The organism is Xanthobacter autotrophicus (genome assembly GCF_030015065.1).
GTDB classification, from domain to species: Bacteria; Pseudomonadota; Alphaproteobacteria; order Rhizobiales; family Xanthobacteraceae; genus Xanthobacter; species Xanthobacter autotrophicus_D.
In genome coordinates this window covers 19,798-36,145 of record NZ_JAIVFN010000037.1, presented here as the reverse complement: position 1 = coordinate 36,145, position 16,348 = coordinate 19,798, and the positions used below count along the sequence as shown (strand labels likewise).

Here is a 16,348-nt window from a genome sequence, read left to right as displayed (position 1 = left end):
GGCGACAACGTGTCCATGGACGTGGCGCTGATCGTTCCGATCGCCATGGAAGAGAAGCTGCGCTTCGCCATCCGCGAGGGTGGCCGCACGGTGGGCGCCGGCGTCGTCGCCTCCATCATCGAGTGATCTGACAAGAAGAAACGGGGACGCGCCGCGAACCGCGCGCGTCCTTCATTCCCCGGAGCCTTTGAGCCATGAACGGCCAGAACATTCGAATTCGCCTGAAGGCGTTCGATCACCGCATCCTCGATGCGTCGACGCGCGAGATCGTCGCCACGGCCAAGCGCACGGGTGCGCAGGTGCGCGGCCCGATTCCGCTGCCGACGCGGATCGAGAAGTTCACCGTCAATCGCTCTCCGCACATCGACAAGAAGTCGCGCGAGCAGTTTGAGATGCGTACTCACAAGCGGCTGCTTGATATCGTCGATCCGACTCCCCAGACGGTGGACGCGCTGATGAAGCTCGACCTCGCCGCTGGCGTTGACGTCGAAATCAAGCTCTGACGTGAGGCGAGGAGACACGACCATGCGGTCAGGCGTCATCGCCCAGAAGGTCGGCATGACCCGCATCTTCACCGATGCCGGTGAGCACGTGCCGGTCACTGTGCTGAAAGTTGAGAGCTGCCAGGTGGTTGCCCACCGTACGCTCGACAAGAACGGTTATGTCGCGGTCCAGCTCGGTGCTGGCCGTCGCAAGCCCAAGAACGTGACCCGCGCCGAGCGCGGCCACTTCGCCATCGCCCAGGTGGAGCCCAAGCGCAAGCTTGCGGAATTCCGCGTGCCGGAAGAGGCGCTGATCCCCGTCGGCGCCGAGATCACGGCTGACCACTTCGTCGTGGGCCAGTATGTGGACGTCACCGGCACCACCATCGGCAAGGGCTTCGCCGGCGGCATGAAGCGCCACAATTTCGGTGGTCTGCGCGCCACCCACGGCGTGTCCATCTCGCATCGTTCGATCGGTTCGACCGGCGGCCGTCAGGACCCGGGCAAGACCTTCAAGAACAAGAAGATGCCGGGCCACATGGGTGACGTCACCGTCACCACCCAGAACCTCAAGGTCGTCATGACCGACGTCGAGCGCGGCCTTATCGCCGTGGAAGGCGCCGTTCCCGGCCATGCGGGCGGCTGGATCACCGTGCGCGACGCGGTGAAGAAGAAGCTGCCTGCCGAGGCTCCCAAGCCCGGCGCGTTCAAGCTGAACGGGTCCGAAGCGGCTCCCGCCGCCGAAGCCGTCAATGAGGAGGGCGCGTGATGGAAATCACCGTCAAGACGCTCGACGGCATCGAGGCCGGCTCCGTGACCCTGTCGGACGAGATCTTCGGTCTCGAGCCGCGGGCGGACATCCTGCACCGCTGCGTGACGTGGCAGCTGTCGCGCCGCCAGGCCGGCACGCACCGCACCAAGGGCCGTTCGGAAATCAACCGCACGTCCAAGAAGATGTACAAGCAGAAGGGCACCGGCAACGCCCGTCACGGCGCCGCCTCCGCTCCGCAGTTCCGCGGCGGTGGTCGCGCCTTCGGCCCGGTCGTGCGCTCCCATGCCATCGACCTGCCGAAGAAGGTGCGTGCGCTCGCGCTGAGGCATGCCCTGTCGTCGAAGGCCAAGGCCGAGCAGATCATCGTGCTCGACAAGGTCTCCCTTGACGATCCCAAGACGAAGGCGCTCAAGGAGCACTTCGCCAAGCTGGGTCTCGAATCGGTCCTGATCGTGGACGGTGCCCAGGTGGAGCAGAATGTGGCGCTCGCGGCGCGCAACCTGCCCTATGTGGACGTGCTCCCGATCCAGGGCATCAACGTCTACGACATCCTGCGCCGCGACACCCTGGTCCTGACCAAGGCCGCCGTGGACGCGCTGGAGGCGCGCTTCAAATGAGCCCGCAACGCACCATCGAGCCGCGTCATTACGACGTGATCCGTTCCCCCGTCATCACCGAGAAGGCGACGGCGGCGAGCGAGCACAACAAGGTTGTCTTCAACGTCGCCAAGACCGCCACGAAGCCTGCCATCAAGGAGGCCGTGGAGAAGCTCTTCGACGTGAAGGTGAAGAGCGTGAATACGCTGGTCCGCAAGGGCAAGGTGAAGATCTTCCGCGGCCGGAAGGGCGTCCAGAGCGACGTCAAGAAGGCTGTCGTGACCCTCGAAGAGGGCCAGAAGATCGACATCACCACGGGCCTCTGAGAGCTGAGGGGAACGGGACAAGACCATGGCGCTGAAGCATTTCAAGCCGGTCACGCCGAGCCTTCGCCAGCTCGTGATCGTGGACCGCTCCGGCCTCTACAAGGGCAAGCCGGTGAAGACCCTGACCGAGGGCAAGAGCTCCTCGGGCGGGCGCAACAACAACGGTCGCGTGACCGTGCGGTTCCGCGGCGGCGGTCACAAGCAGACCTACCGCCTCGTGGACTTCAAGCGCACCAAGCGCGGTGTTCCCGCCGTGGTGGAGCGGCTGGAGTACGATCCGAACCGCACCTCCTTCATCGCCCTCATCAAGTATGAGGATGGCGAGCTGGCGTACATCCTGGCGCCGCAGCGCCTGGCGGTGGGCGACCAGGTGATCGCCGGCGAGCAGGTGGACGTGAAGCCCGGCAATGCCGGTCCCTTGTCCTCGCTGCCGGTGGGCACCATCGTCCACAATGTGGAGCTGAAGATCGGGAAGGGCGGCCAGATCGCCCGCTCCGCCGGCACCTACGCGCAGATCGTCGGCCGCGACCAGGGCTACGTGATCGTGCGTCTCAATTCGGGCGAGCAGCGGCTCGTGCACGGCGGCTGCTATGCCACCGTGGGCGCGGTCTCCAACCCCGATCACATGAACATCTCGCTCGGCAAGGCCGGGCGCAGCCGGTGGCTGGGCCAGCGTCCGCATAACCGCGGCGTGACCATGAACCCGGTGGACCACCCGCACGGCGGCGGCGAAGGCCGCACCTCCGGCGGCCGTAACCCGGTCACCCCCTGGGGCTTCCCCACCAAGGGCAAGAAGACCCGCAACAACAAGGCGACGGACAAGTTCATCGTGTCCAGCCGCCACAAGCGCAAGAAGTGAGGGCCTGAGACATGACTCGGTCTGTTTGGAAGGGCCCGTTCGTCGACGGCTACATCCTGAAGAAGGCGGAGGCCGCTTCGGGTTCGGGTCGCCGGGACGTCATCAAGATCTGGAGCCGGCGCTCCACCATTCTGCCCCAATTCGTGGGCTTAACCTTCGGCGTCTATAACGGGCAGAAGCACGTGCCCGTGAGCGTCTCCGAGGAAATGATCGGCCACAAGTTCGGCGAGTTCGCGCCGACCCGTACCTATTACGGGCACGCGGCCGACAAGAAGTCGAAGCGGCGGTGATTGGTCATGGGTAAGCAGGCAAAGCCCCGCGCGCTCGCGGACAACGAAGCCAAGGCGGTGGCGCGCAATCTGCGCATCTCGCCGCAGAAGCTGAACCTGGTCGCGGGCCTGATCCGCGGCAAGAAGGTAGCCACGGCGCTCGCCGATCTCGAGTTTTCTCACAAGCGGATCGCCCGCGACGTGAAGAAGTGCCTCGAGAGCGCGATCGCCAATGCCGAGAACAACCACGAGCTCGACGTGGACGATCTGATCGTCGCTGAGGCGCACGTGGGCAAGGGTCTGGTGATGAAGCGGTTCTCGCCGCGGGCGCGCGGTCGCGCCTCGCGCATCGAGAAGCCCTTCTCCCACATCACCATCGTGGTGCGGGAAGTCGAGGAGCGGGCCTGATGGGTCAGAAGGTCAATCCGGTCGGGCTCCGGCTCGGCATCAACCGCACGTGGGACTCGCGCTGGTTCGCCAACAAGGGCGAGTACGGCAAGCTCCTGCACGAGGACATCCGGATCCGCGAGATGCTGATGAAGCAGCTCAAGCAGGCCGCGGTGTCCAAGGTGGTGATCGAGCGTCCGCACAAGAAGTGCCGCGTGACCATCTACTCGGCGCGTCCGGGCGTGGTCATCGGCAAGAAGGGCGCGGACATCGACAAGCTGCGCAAGAAGGTTTCCGAGATGACCAGCTCGGAAGTCTTCATCAACATCGTCGAGATCCGCAAGCCCGAGATCGACGCCCGTCTCGTCGCCGAATCCATCGCCCAGCAGCTTGAGCGCCGCGTGGCGTTCCGCCGGGCCATGAAGCGCGCGGTACAGTCGGCCATGCGTCTGGGTGCCGAAGGCATCCGTATCAATTGCTCGGGCCGTCTCGGCGGCGCCGAGATCGCGCGCCTCGAATGGTACCGTGAAGGCCGCGTGCCGCTGCACACCCTGCGTGCGGACGTGGACTACGGCACCGCCACCGCCTTCACGACCTACGGGACGTGCGGCGTGAAGGTGTGGATCTTCAAGGGCGAGATCCTGGAGCACGATCCCATGGCGCAGGACAAGCGCCAGGCCGAGCAGGAAGCCGGTCCCTCCTCGCGTCCCCAGCGGCGCGAGCGTGGTGATCGTGAGCGTGGTGATCGTGACCGCGGCGACCGCGATCGCGGTCACGCCTGACGGCAGCCGAGAGAGAAGGCGATTAAGCCATGCTGCAACCCAAGCGCACCAAGTTCCGCAAGCAGTTCAAGGGACGCATCCACGGCGTCGCCAAGGGCGGCACGGAATTGAACTTCGGCGAGTTCGGCCTCAAGGCCGTCGAGCCGGAGCGTGTCACCGCCCGCCAGATCGAGGCGGCCCGTCGCGCGCTGACCCGTCACATGAAGCGCGCCGGCCGCGTGTGGATCCGGGTGTTCCCGGATGTGCCCGTGTCCGCCAAGCCCACCGAAGTGCGTATGGGTAAGGGCAAGGGCGCTCCCGAATACTGGGCCGCCCGCGTCAAGCCCGGGCGCATCATGTTCGAGATCGACGGGGTGAGCGTCGAGGTGGCCCGCGAGGCGCTGACCCTCGCGGCGGCCAAGCTGCCCATCAAGACGCGCTTCATCCAGCGCATCGCCGAGTGAGGAGAGGCTCATGAAAGCCGAGGACGTTCGGGCCCTCAGCCCCGATCAGCTCGCCGATGAGCTGCTGAAGCTGAAGAAGGAACAGTTCAACCTGCGCTTCCAGAAGGCGACGGGTCAGCTGGAGAACACCGCGCGGTCCAAGCAGATCCGCCGCGACATCGCGCGGATCAAGACCGTGCAGACCGACAAGCGGACCGGCGTGCCGGTCCAGAAGGCGAAGTGAGGAAGCGATGCCGAAGCGCGTGCTCCAGGGCGTCGTGGTGAGCGACAAGACCGACAAGACCGTGGTGGTCCGGGTGGAGCGTCGCTTCACCCATCCGCTGCTGAAGAAGACCGTGCGCCGGTCCAAGAAGTATCACGCCCACGACGAGGCCAATGCCTGGAAGGTGGGGGATACGGTGTGGATCGAGGAGCATCGGCCGATCTCCAAGCTCAAGAACTGGATCGTGGTCCAGGGCGAAAAGCGGGCCGAGGTCTGATAGAAGATTTTCCGTCCGGATGGATCGTCCGGACGGGGAAGGCTCCGGTGCCGGGTCCGTCGGCTCGATGAGAGACCGAGTGGAGACCGCACCGCGGCAACGCCGTGTTCCGATGAGCGGCCACGGTAAACAAGGGTTCAGGCAATGCCGGCGCGCCGGCGGCGCCGTATGACGAGAACAGGTGCGTCATGATCCAGATGCAGACCAATCTCGACGTGGCGGACAATTCCGGCGCGCGTCGCGTCATGTGCATCAAGGTGCTTGGCGGCTCCAAGCGGAAGTACGCCCATGTGGGCGACATCATCGTGGTGTCGGTCAAGGAAGCGATCCCGCGTGGCCGCGTGAAGAAGGGCGACGTGATGAAGGCCGTGGTGGTTCGCACCGCCAAGGACATTCGTCGCGTCGACGGCTCGGTGATCCGCTTCGACCGCAACGCGGCCGTGCTGATCAACAACAACAAGGAGCCGGTTGGGACCCGTATCTTCGGACCGGTTCCGCGCGAGCTGCGCTCGAAGAACCACATGAAGATCATCTCGCTGGCGCCGGAGGTGCTGTGATGGCCGCGAAGATCAAGAAGGGCGACAAGGTCGTCGTCCTCACCGGCCGCGACAAGGGCCGCACCGGCGAGGTTCTCCAGGTGATGCCGAAGGAGGAGCGCGCGCTCGTCCGCGGCGTCAATATCGTGAAGCGTCACCAGCGCCAGACGGCGAACCAGGAGGGCGGGATCATCTCCAAGGAGGCTCCCATCCAGCTGTCGAACGTCGCCGTCGCCGACCCCAAGGACGGCAAGCCGACCCGCGTCGGCTTCCAGGTGCTGGAAGACGGGACCAAGGTCCGCGTGGCCAAGCGTTCCGGGGAGAGGATCGATGGCTGAGGCGACTTACACCCCGAAGCTGCGCACCTACTATGACGAGGTGGTGCGGCCGAAGATGATCGAGCAGTTCGGCTACAAGAACCCCATGGAAGTGCCGACGATCGAGAAGATCGTCATCAACATGGGCGTTGGCGAGGCGACTGCCGACACCAAGAAGGCGACGACCGCCGCCGCCGACCTGGCGCAGATCGCCGGCCAGAAGCCGGTGCTCACCCGGGCCCGCAAGGCGATCTCGAACTTCAAGCTGCGCGAGAACCAGCCTGTGGGCGCGAAGGTCACCCTTCGCAAGGTCCGCATGTATGAGTTCCTCGACCGGCTCGTGACGATGGCGCTGCCCCGCGTGCGGGACTTCCGCGGCCTGAACCCGAAGAGCTTCGACGGCCGTGGCAACTATGCCATGGGCATCAAGGAGCACATCGTGTTCCCCGAGATCAATTACGACCGCGTCGAGCAGATCTGGGGCATGGACATCATCGTGTGCACCAGCGCCAAGACGGACGAGGAAGCCCGCGCCCTGCTGAAGGCGTTCAACTTCCCCTTCCGCCAGTGATCGACTAGAAGGGGCGCTTCGCGCGAGCGGAGCGTCCGGGCCTTTCTCCCCCGCGGTGGAAGGCCAGAGCCTGAGAGACCGAGTGATTTTCCGGCCGTGAGGGGCTTCAGCCTCCTCAGACGCGGAGAACAGGAGCAAGAGATGGCGAAGAAGAGCGCGATCGAGACGAACGAGCGCCGCCGCAAGCTGGCCACGGGCCATGCGGCGAAGCGCGCGCGTCTGAAGGCGATCGTGAATGACAAGACCCTGCCCATCGAGGAGCGCTTCCAGGCGACCCTCAAGCTGGCGGAGATGCCGCGCAACGGCGCGAAGATTCGCATCCGCAACCGCTGCGAGGTGACGGGCCGTCCGCGCGCCTTCTACCGCAAGCTCAAGATGAGCCGCGTGGCGCTGCGCGAGCTGGGCAACCAGGGCATGGTTCCTGGCCTCGTGAAGTCGAGCTGGTGAGGAGGGAACGATGGCTGTCACTGATCCCATCGGCGATCTGATCACCCGCATCCGCAACGCCCAGATGCGCCGCAAGGACAAGACCTCCACGCCCGGCTCCCGCCTGCGTGCGAGCGTGCTCGAGGTGTTGCGCACCGAGGGCTACATCCGCGGCTACACCCAGACCGACCACGGCAATGGCCGCACCGAGTTCGAGATCGAGCTCAAGTATTTCGACGGCGTGCCGGTGATCCGCGAGATCGCCCGCGTGTCGAAGCCCGGCCGGCGCGTGTATGCGTCGGTCAAGAACCTGCCCCGAGTCGCCAACGGTCTCGGCATCGCGGTCGTCTCCACGCCCCAGGGCGTGATGGCGGATCACGACGCCCGCGACAAGAACGTCGGCGGCGAAGTGCTCTTCACCGTGTTCTGACGCGACGGAGGACGACATGTCGAAGATCGGCAAGCTGCCCGTCGCCATCCCCGCTGGCGTGACCGCCAGCCTGGACGGACAGACGGTGAAGGTGAAGGGCCCCAAGGGCGCCCTTGAAGTGACCCTCGTGGAAGAGATCGTGGCCAAGATCGAAGGCTCCGAGCTCAAGGTGTCCATGAACGGTGAGACCACCCGTCACAAGGCCATGTGGGGCATGTCCCGCACCCTGGTGGCGAACCTGGTGGAAGGCGTGACCAAGGGCTTCGAGAAGAAGCTCGAGATCACGGGCGTCGGCTACAAGGCGGCGGTGCAGGGCAAGAACCTGAACCTGTCGCTGGGCTACAGCCACGACGTGATCTACCCGATCCCGGACGGGATCCAGATCGTCACGCCCAAGCCCACCGAGGTGGTCATCTCCGGCATCGACCGCCAGAAGGTCGGCCAGGTGGCGGCGGAGATCCGCGAGTTCCGTGGCCCCGAGCCCTACAAGGGCAAGGGCGTCAAGTACGCCGGTGAATTCATCTTCCGCAAGGAAGGTAAGAAGAAGTAACGGAGGCGAACCATGGCTAAGGATTTGGAGGCGCTGGCGCGCCGCAAGGCCAAGGTGCGCCGTGCGATTCGCGTCGCTGCGAACGGACGTCCGCGCCTTTCGGTGCACCGGACCTCGCAGCACATCTATGCGCAGGTCATCGACGACGCGAACGGCGAGACCCTCGCCGCCGCGTCCAGCCTTGAGAAGGACCTGCGCGGGTCCCTCAAGACCGGTGCGGACACCGAGGCGGCCAAGACCATTGGCAAGCTGGTGGCCGAGCGGGCGCTGGCGAAGGGCGTGACCGCGGTCGTCTTCGACCGTGGCGCATATATTTTTCACGGGCGCGTCAAGGCGCTCGCTGAGGGCGCCCGCGAAGGCGGCCTTCAGTTCTGACGCGAAGGACGAGCGACTATGGCCCGTGAACGGGAGCAGCGCGGAGAGCGCGAGGATCGCGACAACACGTTCGTGGACAAGCTGGTCCACATCAACCGTGTCGCGAAGGTGGTGAAGGGCGGCCGGCGCTTCGGCTTCGCCGCTCTGGTGGTGGTGGGTGACCAGAAGGGCCGCGTCGGCTTCGGCCATGGCAAGGCCCGCGAGGTGCCGGAGGCCATCCGCAAGGCCACGGAGAGCGCCAAGCGTGCGCTCATCCGCGTGCCGCTGCGCGAAGGTCGGACCCTGCACCACGACGTGCATGGTCACCACGGCGCCGGCAAGGTGATCCTGCGCGCCGCCCCGGCGGGTACCGGCATCATCGCCGGTGGCCCGATGCGCGCGGTGTTCGAGACCCTCGGCATGCACGATGTGGTGGCGAAGTCCTTCGGGTCTTCCAACCCCTACAACATGGTGCGCGCCACGTTCGACGCCCTCAAGAACCAGGACAGCCCGCGCTCGGTCGCGGCCCGTCGCGGCATCAAGGTGTCGCAGCTCCAGTCCCGCCGCCGCGTCGAAGACGCGGAAGCGACGGACTGAGCGTCGGATTAGGAGCGCGCCATCATGAGCGACAAGACAGTCACCGTGGAGCAGATCGGCTCGCCGATCCGCCGCCCGTTCGACCAGGAAGCAACCCTGGTCGGGCTCGGGCTGAACAAGCGGCACCGCCGCTCCACCCTCAAGGATACCCCGGCCGTGCGCGGCATGATCGCGAAGGTCGCCCACCTCGTCCGCGTGGTCGAGTGAGGAGCGGGACATGAATCTCGACGAAATCAGGGACAATCCCGGCGCCCGCAAGAAGCGCATGCGGGTTGGCCGGGGCATTGGCTCCGGCAAGGGCAAGACCGCCGGGCGCGGCGTCAAGGGTCAGAAGGCCCGCACCGGCGTCGCCATCAAGGGGTTCGAGGGTGGCCAGATGCCGCTGCATCGGCGTCTGCCGAAGCGTGGCTTCCACAACATCTTCCGCCTCGACTACAACGAGGTCTCCCTGGGCAAGATCCAGGCGGCCGTCGAGGCCGGCAGGCTCGATGCCGGCCAGCCGGTGACCGAGGCGGCGCTGGTCGCGGCCGGCGTGCTGCGCCGGGCCAAGGACGGCGTCCGTGTGCTCGGCTCGGGCGAACTGTCCGCCAAGGTGACGCTGGAAGTGGCCTATGCCACCAAGTCCGCCGTCGCCGCGGTGGAGAAGGCCGGCGGCTCCGTGACGGTTCTGGCGGCTCCGGCCGCTGCCGAGGCGGAGTGATCCGGCGGCCGGCATGGTCCGGCCGCGTCGGTTTGAATAGAGCGGCCGGGCGCGCCCGGCCGTTTTTTCGCTTGAGGATCCGGGTGCGTCGTCTCGCCTCGGTGCTCCCGCGATTTCGCGTTTCGGGACGGATTTGCCTGCAGGTTGTCTCAACCTGACGATCCGGCTCTAGAGCACGCGCCGATCGGCTTGCATCGCAAGCTGATCGGACAACGCGTTCTCTTTCTTGAATTTAGAGGGCGATTCACCGGGCAAATTGTTTCAATTTGCTCGGATCGCGCTCTAGCAACCCGGCCCAAGGCCGGGTATCTGCATTTCCGGGCGATGCTCCGGTGCCGCCGGATGCGGGAAGGACCTTCGGCCCGGGGCGGGGTGGACGCGGATGCGTCCTGGCTCGGCCGCGGTTGAGGTCCCGAACCATCGGCAAGAAAACGCCTGTCGATCCGCTTTGACCGGATCCGCGCACTAGGCACCCGCGAATCGCGCCCTCATATAAGGGCTGCCCCAAAACGGGCGGCGTCCAGCGGAGCAAGGCATGGTCTCGGCGGCGGAACAACTCGCGGCGAACCTCAATTTCGGTGCCCTCGGCAAGGCCGAGGAGCTGAAGAAGCGCATCTGGTTCACCCTCGGTGCGCTGATCGTCTACCGGCTCGGCACCTACATCCCCATGCCCGGCATCAATCCGGACGCCCTGGCCGACGTGTTCAAGAACGCGCAGCAGGGGATCATCGGCCTCTTCAACATGTTCTCGGGCGGCGCCGTGGAGCGCATGGCCATCTTCGCCCTGAACATCATGCCGTACATCTCGGCCTCCATCATCATCCAGCTGCTCACCAGCGTCTCGCCGACGCTGGAGGCGCTGAAGAAGGAAGGCGAGGCCGGCCGCAAGCAGCTCAACCAATATACCCGCTACCTCACCGTGGTCCTGGCCGTGTTCCAGGCCTACGGCATCGCTGTGGGCCTGGAAGGTTCCGGCAGCGTGGTGGCCGATCCCGGCTGGTTCTTCCGAATCACCACCGTGATCACGCTCACCGGCGGCACCATGTTCCTCATGTGGCTGGGCGAGCAGATCACCTCGCGCGGCATCGGCAACGGCACCTCGCTGATCATCTTCGGCGGCATCGTCGCGGAACTGCCGGGCGCGTTCGTGCGCACCCTCCAGCTCGGCCGCGAGGGCGCCATCTCCACGGTGGTGATTCTCGCCGCGCTGGTCATGGCGGTGGTGGTCATCGCCTTCATCGTGTTCATGGAGCGCGCCCAGCGCCGGCTGCTGATCCAGTATCCCAAGCGCCAGGTGGGCAACCGCATCTATGAGGGCCAGTCCTCGCACCTGCCGCTGAAGCTGAACACCTCGGGCGTCATCCCGCCGATCTTCGCCTCTTCCCTGCTGCTGATCCCGACCACCATCGCCAGCTTCATGCAGGGTTCGGGCCCGGAATGGCTGCAGACGATCACGACCCATATCGGCCACGGTCGTCCGGCGTACATGGTGCTCTATGTGCTGCTGATCGTGTTTTTCTGCTTCTTCTACACCGCGATCGTGTTCAATCCGGTGGAGACGGCGGACAATCTGAAGAAGCACGGCGGCTTCATCCCCGGCATCCGGCCGGGCGAGCGGACCGCCGAGTACATCGATTATGTGCTCACGCGCATCACGGTGGTGGGGGCGGCCTACATTGCGGCGGTTTGCCTCTTCCCCGAACTGCTGATTTCCTACGCCTCGCTTCCGTTCTATTTCGGAGGGACATCGCTGCTGATCGTGGTCAGCGTGACCATGGACACTGTGTCCCAGATCCAGGGGCATCTGTTGGCCCACCAGTACGAAGGACTGGTCAAGAAGGCCAAGCTGCGCGGAGGGAGGAGAAGATAACATGAGGCTGGTGCTGCTCGGGCCGCCCGGGGCGGGCAAGGGAACCCAGGCGCAAAGGCTGGTCGCCCGTCATGGGATCGTCCAGCTCTCGACCGGGGACATGCTGCGCGCCGCCGTGGCCGCTGGCACGCCGGTGGGCCTGAAGGCGAAGGCGGTCATGGACGCGGGCGGCCTCGTCTCCGACGAGATCGTGATCGGCATCATTGCCGAGCGTCTCGATTCGCCGGACGCGAAGAACGGCTTCATCCTCGACGGCTTTCCGCGCACGGTGGCGCAGGCCGAGGCCCTTGACCGCCTCCTCGCTGACAAGGGCATGAAGCTCGATGCGGTGATCGAGCTGGTGGTGGACCAGGAGAAGCTGGTCGCCCGCATTCTCAACCGCGCCGCCGAGGCCCAGGCGAAGGGTGAAGCGGTGCGCAAGGATGATGATCCTGTGGTCTTCAAGAGTCGTCTGGAGGCCTACAACCGCGACACAGCGGTGGTTGCGCCCTACTACAGCGCACGGGGCCAGCTGAAGCAGATCGACGGCATGGCGCCCATCGATCAGGTCACCGCCGCCATCGACGGGGTGCTGGCCGAAGCGGCGTGAGGGCCGGGGGCGGCTCCTTCGGAGGCCACCTTCCCTCTCCGGAAGCGGCGGAGCAGCTTCATGCGTTGGGGAGGCGGTGAAGAACTCATCTGCCTTGACCCTTCTTTAATTTTCCGCTATGGGCACTCCCTCGCTTCGGAATTGGTGCCGTTCGGTCCGCCCGGAAGGGTCGGAACGGGCGGCAGTTTTGTCGTATCCGGTGCGTTTCCTTTTTCCTCGCAGGGGCCGGCCTCCACCGGACGCGGGGATCATCCCGCCAGCGTGCGCCGCAAGGCCCGCCGGCGTCACATGGAGAGAGCAGTGGCTCGTATCGCAGGCGTTAACATTCCGACCAACAAGCGCGTGGTCATCGCGCTCCAGTACATCCACGGCATCGGCGCCAAGAAGGCCGAGGAGATCGTGGAGAAGGTGGGCATTCCCGCCGAGCGCCGCGTGAACCAGCTCACCGACCAGGAAGTGCTGCAGATCCGCGAGACCATCGACCGCGACTACATCGTGGAAGGCGATCTGCGCCGCGAAGTGGCCATGAACATCAAGCGGCTGATGGACCTCGGCTGCTATCGCGGCCTGCGCCATCGTCGCGGCCTGCCGGTGCGCGGCCAGCGCACCCACACCAATGCCCGCACCCGCAAGGGTCCGGCGAAGCCCATCGCGGGCAAGAAGAAGTGATCGGTCGCAAGACCCGTTGAAAGGAGAGGCCGGCCTTGCCGGCCTCGTCCGTTGTCCGGCCCCCGCAAGGGCCATCCCGAGCGCCTGGAGCTACGGGCGCGCCTGAAGGATCAGAAGTAGAATGGCCAAGGAAGCTACCCGCGTTAAGCGCCGCGAGCGCAAGAACATCGCCTCGGGCGTGGCGCATGTGAACGCCTCGTTCAACAACACCATGATCACCATCACCGATGCCCAGGGCAACACCATCTCCTGGTCCTCGGCCGGCGCCATGGGTTTCAAGGGCTCGCGCAAGTCCACCCCGTATGCCGCGCAGGTGGCGGCCGAGGACGCGGCCCGCAAGGCCGCCGAGCACGGCATGCGCACCCTCGAGGTGGAAGTCTGCGGCCCCGGCTCGGGACGTGAATCCGCGCTGCGCGCGCTGCAGGCGGCGGGCTTTCTCGTCACCTCGATCCGCGACGTGACGCCGATCCCGCACAACGGCTGCCGTCCGCGCAAGCGCCGCCGGGTCTGATCCGCTCTTCGTTTCGCCGCGGGGTGTCCAATCCTCGCGGATCGTCTGCCCGGTTTCTCCTCCCCGATCGGGACGGGCCCGGCCTCCGGTTGAGGCACTAGACCCCGGCAGCTGCCGTGGCCCGGCGAGAAAGCAAGGTGAAGCAAGTGATTCAGAAGAACTGGCAAGAGCTGATCAAGCCCGAGAAGCTGCAGGTCAATCCCGGTCACGATCCCAAGCGCTTCGCGACCGTGATCGCCGAGCCGCTGGAGCGTGGCTTCGGCATGACGCTGGGCAATGCCCTGCGCCGCATCCTGCTGTCGTCGCTCCAGGGCGCGGCGGTGACCTCGATCCACATCGACGGCGTGCTGCACGAGTTCTCGTCCATCCCCGGCGTGCGTGAGGATGTCACCGACATCATCCTCAACGTGAAGGATGTCGCCATCCGCATGCAGGGCGACGGCCCCAAGCGCATGGTGGCGAAGAAGACCGGCCCGGGCGTGCTCGTGGCGGGTGACATCCAGACCGTGGGCGACGTGGCCATCCTGAACCCGAACCTGCCCATCTGCACCCTCGACGAGGGCGCGGAGCTGCGCATCGAGTTCACGGTGGACACGGGCAAGGGCTATGTGGCCGCGGACCGCAACCGGCCCGAGGACGCGCCGATCGGACTGATTCCGATCGACAGCCTCTACTCGCCCGTGCGCAAGGTTTCCTACAAGGTCGAGAACACCCGTGAGGGCCAGATCCTCGACTATGACAAGCTGACCATGCAGATCGAGACCAACGGCTCGATCACGGCCGAGGACGCGCTCGCTTATGCCGCGCGCATCCTGCAGGACCAGCTGGAGATCTTCGTCAATTTCGAGGAGCCCAAGCGCGAGAGCGAGACCACCGCGATCCAGACGCTGCCGTTCTCTCCGGCGCTGCTGAAGAAGGTGGACGAGCTGGAGCTGTCGGTCCGCTCGGCGAACTGCCTGAAGAACGACAACATCGTCTATATCGGCGACCTGATCCAGAAGAGCGAGACGGAGATGCTCCGCACGCCGAACTTCGGCAGGAAGTCGCTCAACGAGATCAAGGAAGTGCTCGCCTCCCTCGGCCTGCACCTGGGCATGGAAGTGCCCGGCTGGCCGCCCGAGAACATCGAAGAGCTGGCGAAGCGCTTCGAGGAGCACTACTGATCCGAACCGAAGGGCGGCCCGCGCCGCTCCGAACCCTTTAAGCGGCCCGAGCCGCGCCACCCGTCGCCGGCTCGTCCGCCGCCATCTTTCAGGAGTTCGCCGTCATGCGTCACGGCAAGGTACACCGCAAGTTCAACCGCACCTGGGAGCATCGCAAGGCGATGTTCTCCAACCTCGCGGGCGCCCTCATCACCCACGAGCAGATCGTGACCACCCTGCCCAAGGCGAAGGACCTTCGCCCGGTGGTGGAGAAGCTGGTGACCCTCGCCCGCCGCGGCGACCTGCACGCTCGCCGCCAGGCGATCGCGGAGCTGAAGGACCAGGCCGTGGTCAAGAAGCTCTTCGACGTGCTCGCCCCCCGCTACAAGGAGCGTCCGGGTGGATACACGCGCATCATCAAGGCCGGCTTCCGCTATGGCGACAACACCGCCGTTGCGGTGATCGAGTTCGTTGACCGCGACGTGGACGCCAAGGGCGCCGCCGACCACGCCCGCACCGCTGCCGCCGCGGAAGCCGAGGCGGCCTGAGGCCAGACCCGATCCGGCGTGGTGCTTGCCAGCCCCGCGCCGGATGGGTGCCATGGGGAATAGTCCCCAGGCTCCGGAGCGGCCGGTCATGCGCTACGATATCGAAGCGGACTGGCAGCTCCTCAATACCTGCAACTACAGGTGCGACTACTGCTTCTTCCCCGATCAGGTCCTGGGGGAGAAGACGGTGCGCCACGCCAGCCCGGACGAATGGGCCGGCGCTTTTTCCGGCACGGGCCGCACCTGGCTCCTGCACCTGACCGGCGGTGAGCCCTCGGCCTATCCCGATTTCGTGGATCTCTGCGCCGCGCTCACCCGGCACCATTTCATCTCGCTCAACAGCAACCTGACCCAAAAGTCGCTTGCGGATTTCGTGCGGCGGATTGATCCCGCGCGGGTCAGCTTCATCAATGCCGGTCTGCACCCGGACGAGCGGACGCGGCGGCGCGGGCTCGATGTGTTCAACCGCAATCTGGCGCTGCTGCACCATGCGGGCTTCCCGGTCTTTGTCTCCGTGGTGGCGACGCCGGAGGTGCTTGCCGCCGCCGGGGAGATTGCTGGTCTGGTGGCCGTGCCGGGGCTGGTGCCGGTTCCCAAGGTGCTGCGCGGCTCCTATCGCGGCGGTCACTATCCGCAGGCCTATGACGCCGCGGAGCGCGCCGCGTTCGCGATGATGAGCCGCCTCGCCCGCGCGGCCTATGGCGGCTGGCGCGCGGCGCGGCCCGAGCCGCCGACCATCGACCCGTTCGAGGACGACGCTTTCCTCACCGATACGCTCGACTTTCGCGGCCGGACCTGCGCGGCCGGGAGCCGCTTCGTGCGAATCGAGCCGCAGGGGGATGTCTTCCGCTGCGGCTCGGACACCGCCATGCAGGGCAACATCCTGAACCGCACCTTCGCGCCGCTGCGGCGTCCGAGCCCCTGCAACTCGGGTTATTGCTTTTATTTCTGCCGCAAGTACACCGACCCTCAATATACCGGAGCGCGCGTCACGGAAGCGCTCCCGGGCGGCTCGTCCTTGGTGCCGCCGCATTTGGCGGCGGGATTAAGCGCCGTCTGGCAGCGCCTTCTCGGGCGGTGAAGGTCAAGGCGATAGCGGGCATCGTCGGGTCCGAGGCTCGGAGCCGGAGCAGTCGAGCCCTC

General features: G+C 65.9%; 28 protein-coding genes and 1 pseudogene. All 29 read left to right on the top strand.

Features of this window, described 5'->3' with window-relative positions; all coding sequences use genetic code 11:
- Window positions 1-126 (top strand): annotated as a pseudogene (tuf, locus tag K9U40_RS09960) (elongation factor Tu); the annotation flags it as partial.
- Window positions 127-194: 68 nt separating this feature from the next.
- A complete protein-coding gene (gene rpsJ / locus K9U40_RS09955) occupies window positions 195-503 on the top strand; it encodes a 30S ribosomal protein S10 (RefSeq protein ID WP_012113701.1) in 309 nt (102 codons plus the stop codon).
- 22 nt (window positions 504-525) lie between these two features.
- Window positions 526-1,251 carry a 50S ribosomal protein L3 gene (gene rplC, locus K9U40_RS09950; protein ID WP_282890036.1) on the top strand — a complete coding sequence of 242 codons (726 nt, stop codon included), beginning with the start codon at window positions 526-528 and terminating at the stop codon, window positions 1,249-1,251.
- Window positions 1,251-1,871 carry a 50S ribosomal protein L4 gene (rplD, locus tag K9U40_RS09945; protein WP_282890035.1) on the top strand — a complete coding sequence of 207 codons (621 nt, stop codon included), beginning with the start codon at window positions 1,251-1,253 and terminating at the stop codon, window positions 1,869-1,871. Before rplC ends, rplD begins: the two co-directional genes overlap by 1 nt.
- Window positions 1,868-2,176, top strand: coding sequence for a 50S ribosomal protein L23 (locus tag K9U40_RS09940; RefSeq protein ID WP_282641852.1), 309 nt, complete (start codon window positions 1,868-1,870; stop codon window positions 2,174-2,176). Before rplD ends, K9U40_RS09940 begins: the two co-directional genes overlap by 4 nt.
- Before the next feature lie 25 nt (window positions 2,177-2,201).
- A complete protein-coding gene (rplB, locus tag K9U40_RS09935) occupies window positions 2,202-3,035 on the top strand; it encodes a 50S ribosomal protein L2 (RefSeq protein WP_282890034.1) in 834 nt (277 codons plus the stop codon).
- Window positions 3,036-3,046: 11 nt separating this feature from the next.
- On the top strand, window positions 3,047-3,325 hold the full coding sequence (gene rpsS / locus K9U40_RS09930) for a 30S ribosomal protein S19 (RefSeq protein ID WP_282890033.1): 279 nt from the start codon (window positions 3,047-3,049) through the stop codon (window positions 3,323-3,325).
- A gap of 6 nt (window positions 3,326-3,331) precedes the next feature.
- Window positions 3,332-3,712, top strand: a complete 381-nt coding sequence (rplV, locus tag K9U40_RS09925; RefSeq protein ID WP_282890032.1) for a 50S ribosomal protein L22 — start codon at window positions 3,332-3,334, stop codon at window positions 3,710-3,712.
- Window positions 3,712-4,473 carry a 30S ribosomal protein S3 gene (gene rpsC, locus K9U40_RS09920; protein WP_282890031.1) on the top strand — a complete coding sequence of 254 codons (762 nt, stop codon included), beginning with the start codon at window positions 3,712-3,714 and terminating at the stop codon, window positions 4,471-4,473. Before rplV ends, rpsC begins: the two co-directional genes overlap by 1 nt.
- A 29-nt stretch (window positions 4,474-4,502) precedes the next feature.
- Complete coding sequence (rplP, locus tag K9U40_RS09915; RefSeq protein WP_282890030.1) at window positions 4,503-4,916, top strand: 50S ribosomal protein L16; 414 nt, start codon at window positions 4,503-4,505, stop codon at window positions 4,914-4,916.
- Between the two features lie 10 nt (window positions 4,917-4,926).
- Window positions 4,927-5,139: a 50S ribosomal protein L29 gene (gene rpmC, locus K9U40_RS09910; protein WP_282890029.1), complete on the top strand. Its 213-nt coding sequence runs from the start codon at window positions 4,927-4,929 to the stop codon at window positions 5,137-5,139.
- A 7-nt stretch (window positions 5,140-5,146) separates the two neighbouring features.
- Window positions 5,147-5,395 (top strand): 30S ribosomal protein S17, encoded by a 249-nt coding sequence (gene rpsQ, locus K9U40_RS09905; RefSeq protein WP_282890028.1) that lies wholly within the window; start codon window positions 5,147-5,149, stop codon window positions 5,393-5,395.
- A gap of 188 nt (window positions 5,396-5,583) precedes the next feature.
- On the top strand, window positions 5,584-5,952 hold the full coding sequence (gene rplN / locus K9U40_RS09900; RefSeq protein ID WP_138398138.1) for a 50S ribosomal protein L14: 369 nt from the start codon (window positions 5,584-5,586) through the stop codon (window positions 5,950-5,952).
- On the top strand, window positions 5,952-6,269 hold the full coding sequence (gene rplX, locus K9U40_RS09895) for a 50S ribosomal protein L24 (protein ID WP_282890027.1): 318 nt from the start codon (window positions 5,952-5,954) through the stop codon (window positions 6,267-6,269). The genes rplN and rplX overlap by 1 nt, the downstream gene beginning before the upstream one ends.
- A complete protein-coding gene (gene rplE / locus K9U40_RS09890; RefSeq protein ID WP_282890026.1) occupies window positions 6,262-6,819 on the top strand; it encodes a 50S ribosomal protein L5 in 558 nt (185 codons plus the stop codon). The genes rplX and rplE overlap by 8 nt, the downstream gene beginning before the upstream one ends.
- A gap of 141 nt (window positions 6,820-6,960) precedes the next feature.
- Complete coding sequence (gene rpsN / locus K9U40_RS09885; RefSeq protein WP_282890025.1) at window positions 6,961-7,266, top strand: 30S ribosomal protein S14; 306 nt, start codon at window positions 6,961-6,963, stop codon at window positions 7,264-7,266.
- 10 nt (window positions 7,267-7,276) lie between these two features.
- Window positions 7,277-7,675, top strand: a complete 399-nt coding sequence (rpsH, locus tag K9U40_RS09880; RefSeq protein WP_282890024.1) for a 30S ribosomal protein S8 — start codon at window positions 7,277-7,279, stop codon at window positions 7,673-7,675.
- A 16-nt stretch (window positions 7,676-7,691) separates the two neighbouring features.
- A complete protein-coding gene (gene rplF / locus K9U40_RS09875) occupies window positions 7,692-8,225 on the top strand; it encodes a 50S ribosomal protein L6 (RefSeq protein WP_282890023.1) in 534 nt (177 codons plus the stop codon).
- Window positions 8,226-8,237: 12 nt separating this feature from the next.
- The gene (gene rplR / locus K9U40_RS09870; RefSeq protein ID WP_282890022.1) at window positions 8,238-8,600 is read left to right on the top strand and encodes a 50S ribosomal protein L18; all 363 of its coding nucleotides are present in this window, start codon (window positions 8,238-8,240) and stop codon (window positions 8,598-8,600) included.
- A gap of 18 nt (window positions 8,601-8,618) precedes the next feature.
- On the top strand, window positions 8,619-9,176 hold the full coding sequence (rpsE, locus tag K9U40_RS09865; RefSeq protein WP_282890021.1) for a 30S ribosomal protein S5: 558 nt from the start codon (window positions 8,619-8,621) through the stop codon (window positions 9,174-9,176).
- Between the two features lie 24 nt (window positions 9,177-9,200).
- Complete coding sequence (gene rpmD, locus K9U40_RS09860; RefSeq protein ID WP_012116751.1) at window positions 9,201-9,383, top strand: 50S ribosomal protein L30; 183 nt, start codon at window positions 9,201-9,203, stop codon at window positions 9,381-9,383.
- Window positions 9,384-9,393: 10 nt separating this feature from the next.
- Complete coding sequence (gene rplO / locus K9U40_RS09855; protein WP_282890020.1) at window positions 9,394-9,876, top strand: 50S ribosomal protein L15; 483 nt, start codon at window positions 9,394-9,396, stop codon at window positions 9,874-9,876.
- 535 nt (window positions 9,877-10,411) lie between these two features.
- Entirely contained in the window at window positions 10,412-11,746 is a 1,335-nt protein-coding gene (gene secY / locus K9U40_RS09850) for a preprotein translocase subunit SecY (protein WP_282890019.1), read from the top strand.
- A 1-nt stretch (window position 11,747) separates the two neighbouring features.
- Entirely contained in the window at window positions 11,748-12,335 is a 588-nt protein-coding gene (locus tag K9U40_RS09845) for an adenylate kinase (protein WP_282890018.1), read from the top strand.
- Window positions 12,336-12,635: 300 nt separating this feature from the next.
- The gene (rpsM, locus tag K9U40_RS09840; protein ID WP_203191877.1) at window positions 12,636-13,004 is read left to right on the top strand and encodes a 30S ribosomal protein S13; all 369 of its coding nucleotides are present in this window, start codon (window positions 12,636-12,638) and stop codon (window positions 13,002-13,004) included.
- A 121-nt stretch (window positions 13,005-13,125) separates the two neighbouring features.
- Window positions 13,126-13,515 (top strand): 30S ribosomal protein S11, encoded by a 390-nt coding sequence (gene rpsK, locus K9U40_RS09835; RefSeq protein ID WP_024278463.1) that lies wholly within the window; start codon window positions 13,126-13,128, stop codon window positions 13,513-13,515.
- Window positions 13,516-13,661: 146 nt separating this feature from the next.
- Window positions 13,662-14,678 carry a DNA-directed RNA polymerase subunit alpha gene (locus K9U40_RS09830; RefSeq protein WP_282890039.1) on the top strand — a complete coding sequence of 339 codons (1,017 nt, stop codon included), beginning with the start codon at window positions 13,662-13,664 and terminating at the stop codon, window positions 14,676-14,678.
- Between the two features lie 104 nt (window positions 14,679-14,782).
- Window positions 14,783-15,205, top strand: a complete 423-nt coding sequence (gene rplQ / locus K9U40_RS09825) for a 50S ribosomal protein L17 (protein WP_282890017.1) — start codon at window positions 14,783-14,785, stop codon at window positions 15,203-15,205.
- An 88-nt stretch (window positions 15,206-15,293) separates the two neighbouring features.
- On the top strand, window positions 15,294-16,286 hold the full coding sequence (locus K9U40_RS09820) for a radical SAM protein (RefSeq protein ID WP_282890016.1): 993 nt from the start codon (window positions 15,294-15,296) through the stop codon (window positions 16,284-16,286).
- Window positions 16,287-16,348 lie beyond the last annotated feature (62 nt).

Excerpts from the sequence above, each read along its gene's own strand:
- rpsJ (WP_012113701.1), top strand. The coding sequence starts at position 195 with ATGAACGGCCAGAACATTCGAATTCGCCTGAAGGCGTTCGATCACCGC.
- rplC (WP_282890036.1), top strand. The coding sequence starts at position 526 with ATGCGGTCAGGCGTCATCGCCCAGAAGGTCGGCATGACCCGCATCTTC.
- rplD (WP_282890035.1), top strand. The coding sequence starts at position 1,251 with ATGGAAATCACCGTCAAGACGCTCGACGGCATCGAGGCCGGCTCCGTG.
- K9U40_RS09940 (WP_282641852.1), top strand. The coding sequence starts at position 1,868 with ATGAGCCCGCAACGCACCATCGAGCCGCGTCATTACGACGTGATCCGT.
- rplB (WP_282890034.1), top strand. The coding sequence starts at position 2,202 with ATGGCGCTGAAGCATTTCAAGCCGGTCACGCCGAGCCTTCGCCAGCTC.
- rpsS (WP_282890033.1), top strand. The coding sequence starts at position 3,047 with ATGACTCGGTCTGTTTGGAAGGGCCCGTTCGTCGACGGCTACATCCTG.
- rplV (WP_282890032.1), top strand. The coding sequence starts at position 3,332 with ATGGGTAAGCAGGCAAAGCCCCGCGCGCTCGCGGACAACGAAGCCAAG.
- rpsC (WP_282890031.1), top strand. The coding sequence starts at position 3,712 with ATGGGTCAGAAGGTCAATCCGGTCGGGCTCCGGCTCGGCATCAACCGC.
- rplP (WP_282890030.1), top strand. The coding sequence starts at position 4,503 with ATGCTGCAACCCAAGCGCACCAAGTTCCGCAAGCAGTTCAAGGGACGC.
- rpmC (WP_282890029.1), top strand. The coding sequence starts at position 4,927 with ATGAAAGCCGAGGACGTTCGGGCCCTCAGCCCCGATCAGCTCGCCGAT.
- rpsQ (WP_282890028.1), top strand. The coding sequence starts at position 5,147 with ATGCCGAAGCGCGTGCTCCAGGGCGTCGTGGTGAGCGACAAGACCGAC.
- rplN (WP_138398138.1), top strand. The coding sequence starts at position 5,584 with ATGATCCAGATGCAGACCAATCTCGACGTGGCGGACAATTCCGGCGCG.
- rplX (WP_282890027.1), top strand. The coding sequence starts at position 5,952 with ATGGCCGCGAAGATCAAGAAGGGCGACAAGGTCGTCGTCCTCACCGGC.
- rplE (WP_282890026.1), top strand. The coding sequence starts at position 6,262 with ATGGCTGAGGCGACTTACACCCCGAAGCTGCGCACCTACTATGACGAG.
- rpsN (WP_282890025.1), top strand. The coding sequence starts at position 6,961 with ATGGCGAAGAAGAGCGCGATCGAGACGAACGAGCGCCGCCGCAAGCTG.
- rpsH (WP_282890024.1), top strand. The coding sequence starts at position 7,277 with ATGGCTGTCACTGATCCCATCGGCGATCTGATCACCCGCATCCGCAAC.
- rplF (WP_282890023.1), top strand. The coding sequence starts at position 7,692 with ATGTCGAAGATCGGCAAGCTGCCCGTCGCCATCCCCGCTGGCGTGACC.
- rplR (WP_282890022.1), top strand. The coding sequence starts at position 8,238 with ATGGCTAAGGATTTGGAGGCGCTGGCGCGCCGCAAGGCCAAGGTGCGC.
- rpsE (WP_282890021.1), top strand. The coding sequence starts at position 8,619 with ATGGCCCGTGAACGGGAGCAGCGCGGAGAGCGCGAGGATCGCGACAAC.
- rpmD (WP_012116751.1), top strand. The coding sequence starts at position 9,201 with ATGAGCGACAAGACAGTCACCGTGGAGCAGATCGGCTCGCCGATCCGC.
- rplO (WP_282890020.1), top strand. The coding sequence starts at position 9,394 with ATGAATCTCGACGAAATCAGGGACAATCCCGGCGCCCGCAAGAAGCGC.
- secY (WP_282890019.1), top strand. The coding sequence starts at position 10,412 with ATGGTCTCGGCGGCGGAACAACTCGCGGCGAACCTCAATTTCGGTGCC.
- K9U40_RS09845 (WP_282890018.1), top strand. The coding sequence starts at position 11,748 with ATGAGGCTGGTGCTGCTCGGGCCGCCCGGGGCGGGCAAGGGAACCCAG.
- rpsK (WP_024278463.1), top strand. The coding sequence starts at position 13,126 with ATGGCCAAGGAAGCTACCCGCGTTAAGCGCCGCGAGCGCAAGAACATC.
- rplQ (WP_282890017.1), top strand. The coding sequence starts at position 14,783 with ATGCGTCACGGCAAGGTACACCGCAAGTTCAACCGCACCTGGGAGCAT.
- K9U40_RS09820 (WP_282890016.1), top strand. The coding sequence starts at position 15,294 with ATGCGCTACGATATCGAAGCGGACTGGCAGCTCCTCAATACCTGCAAC.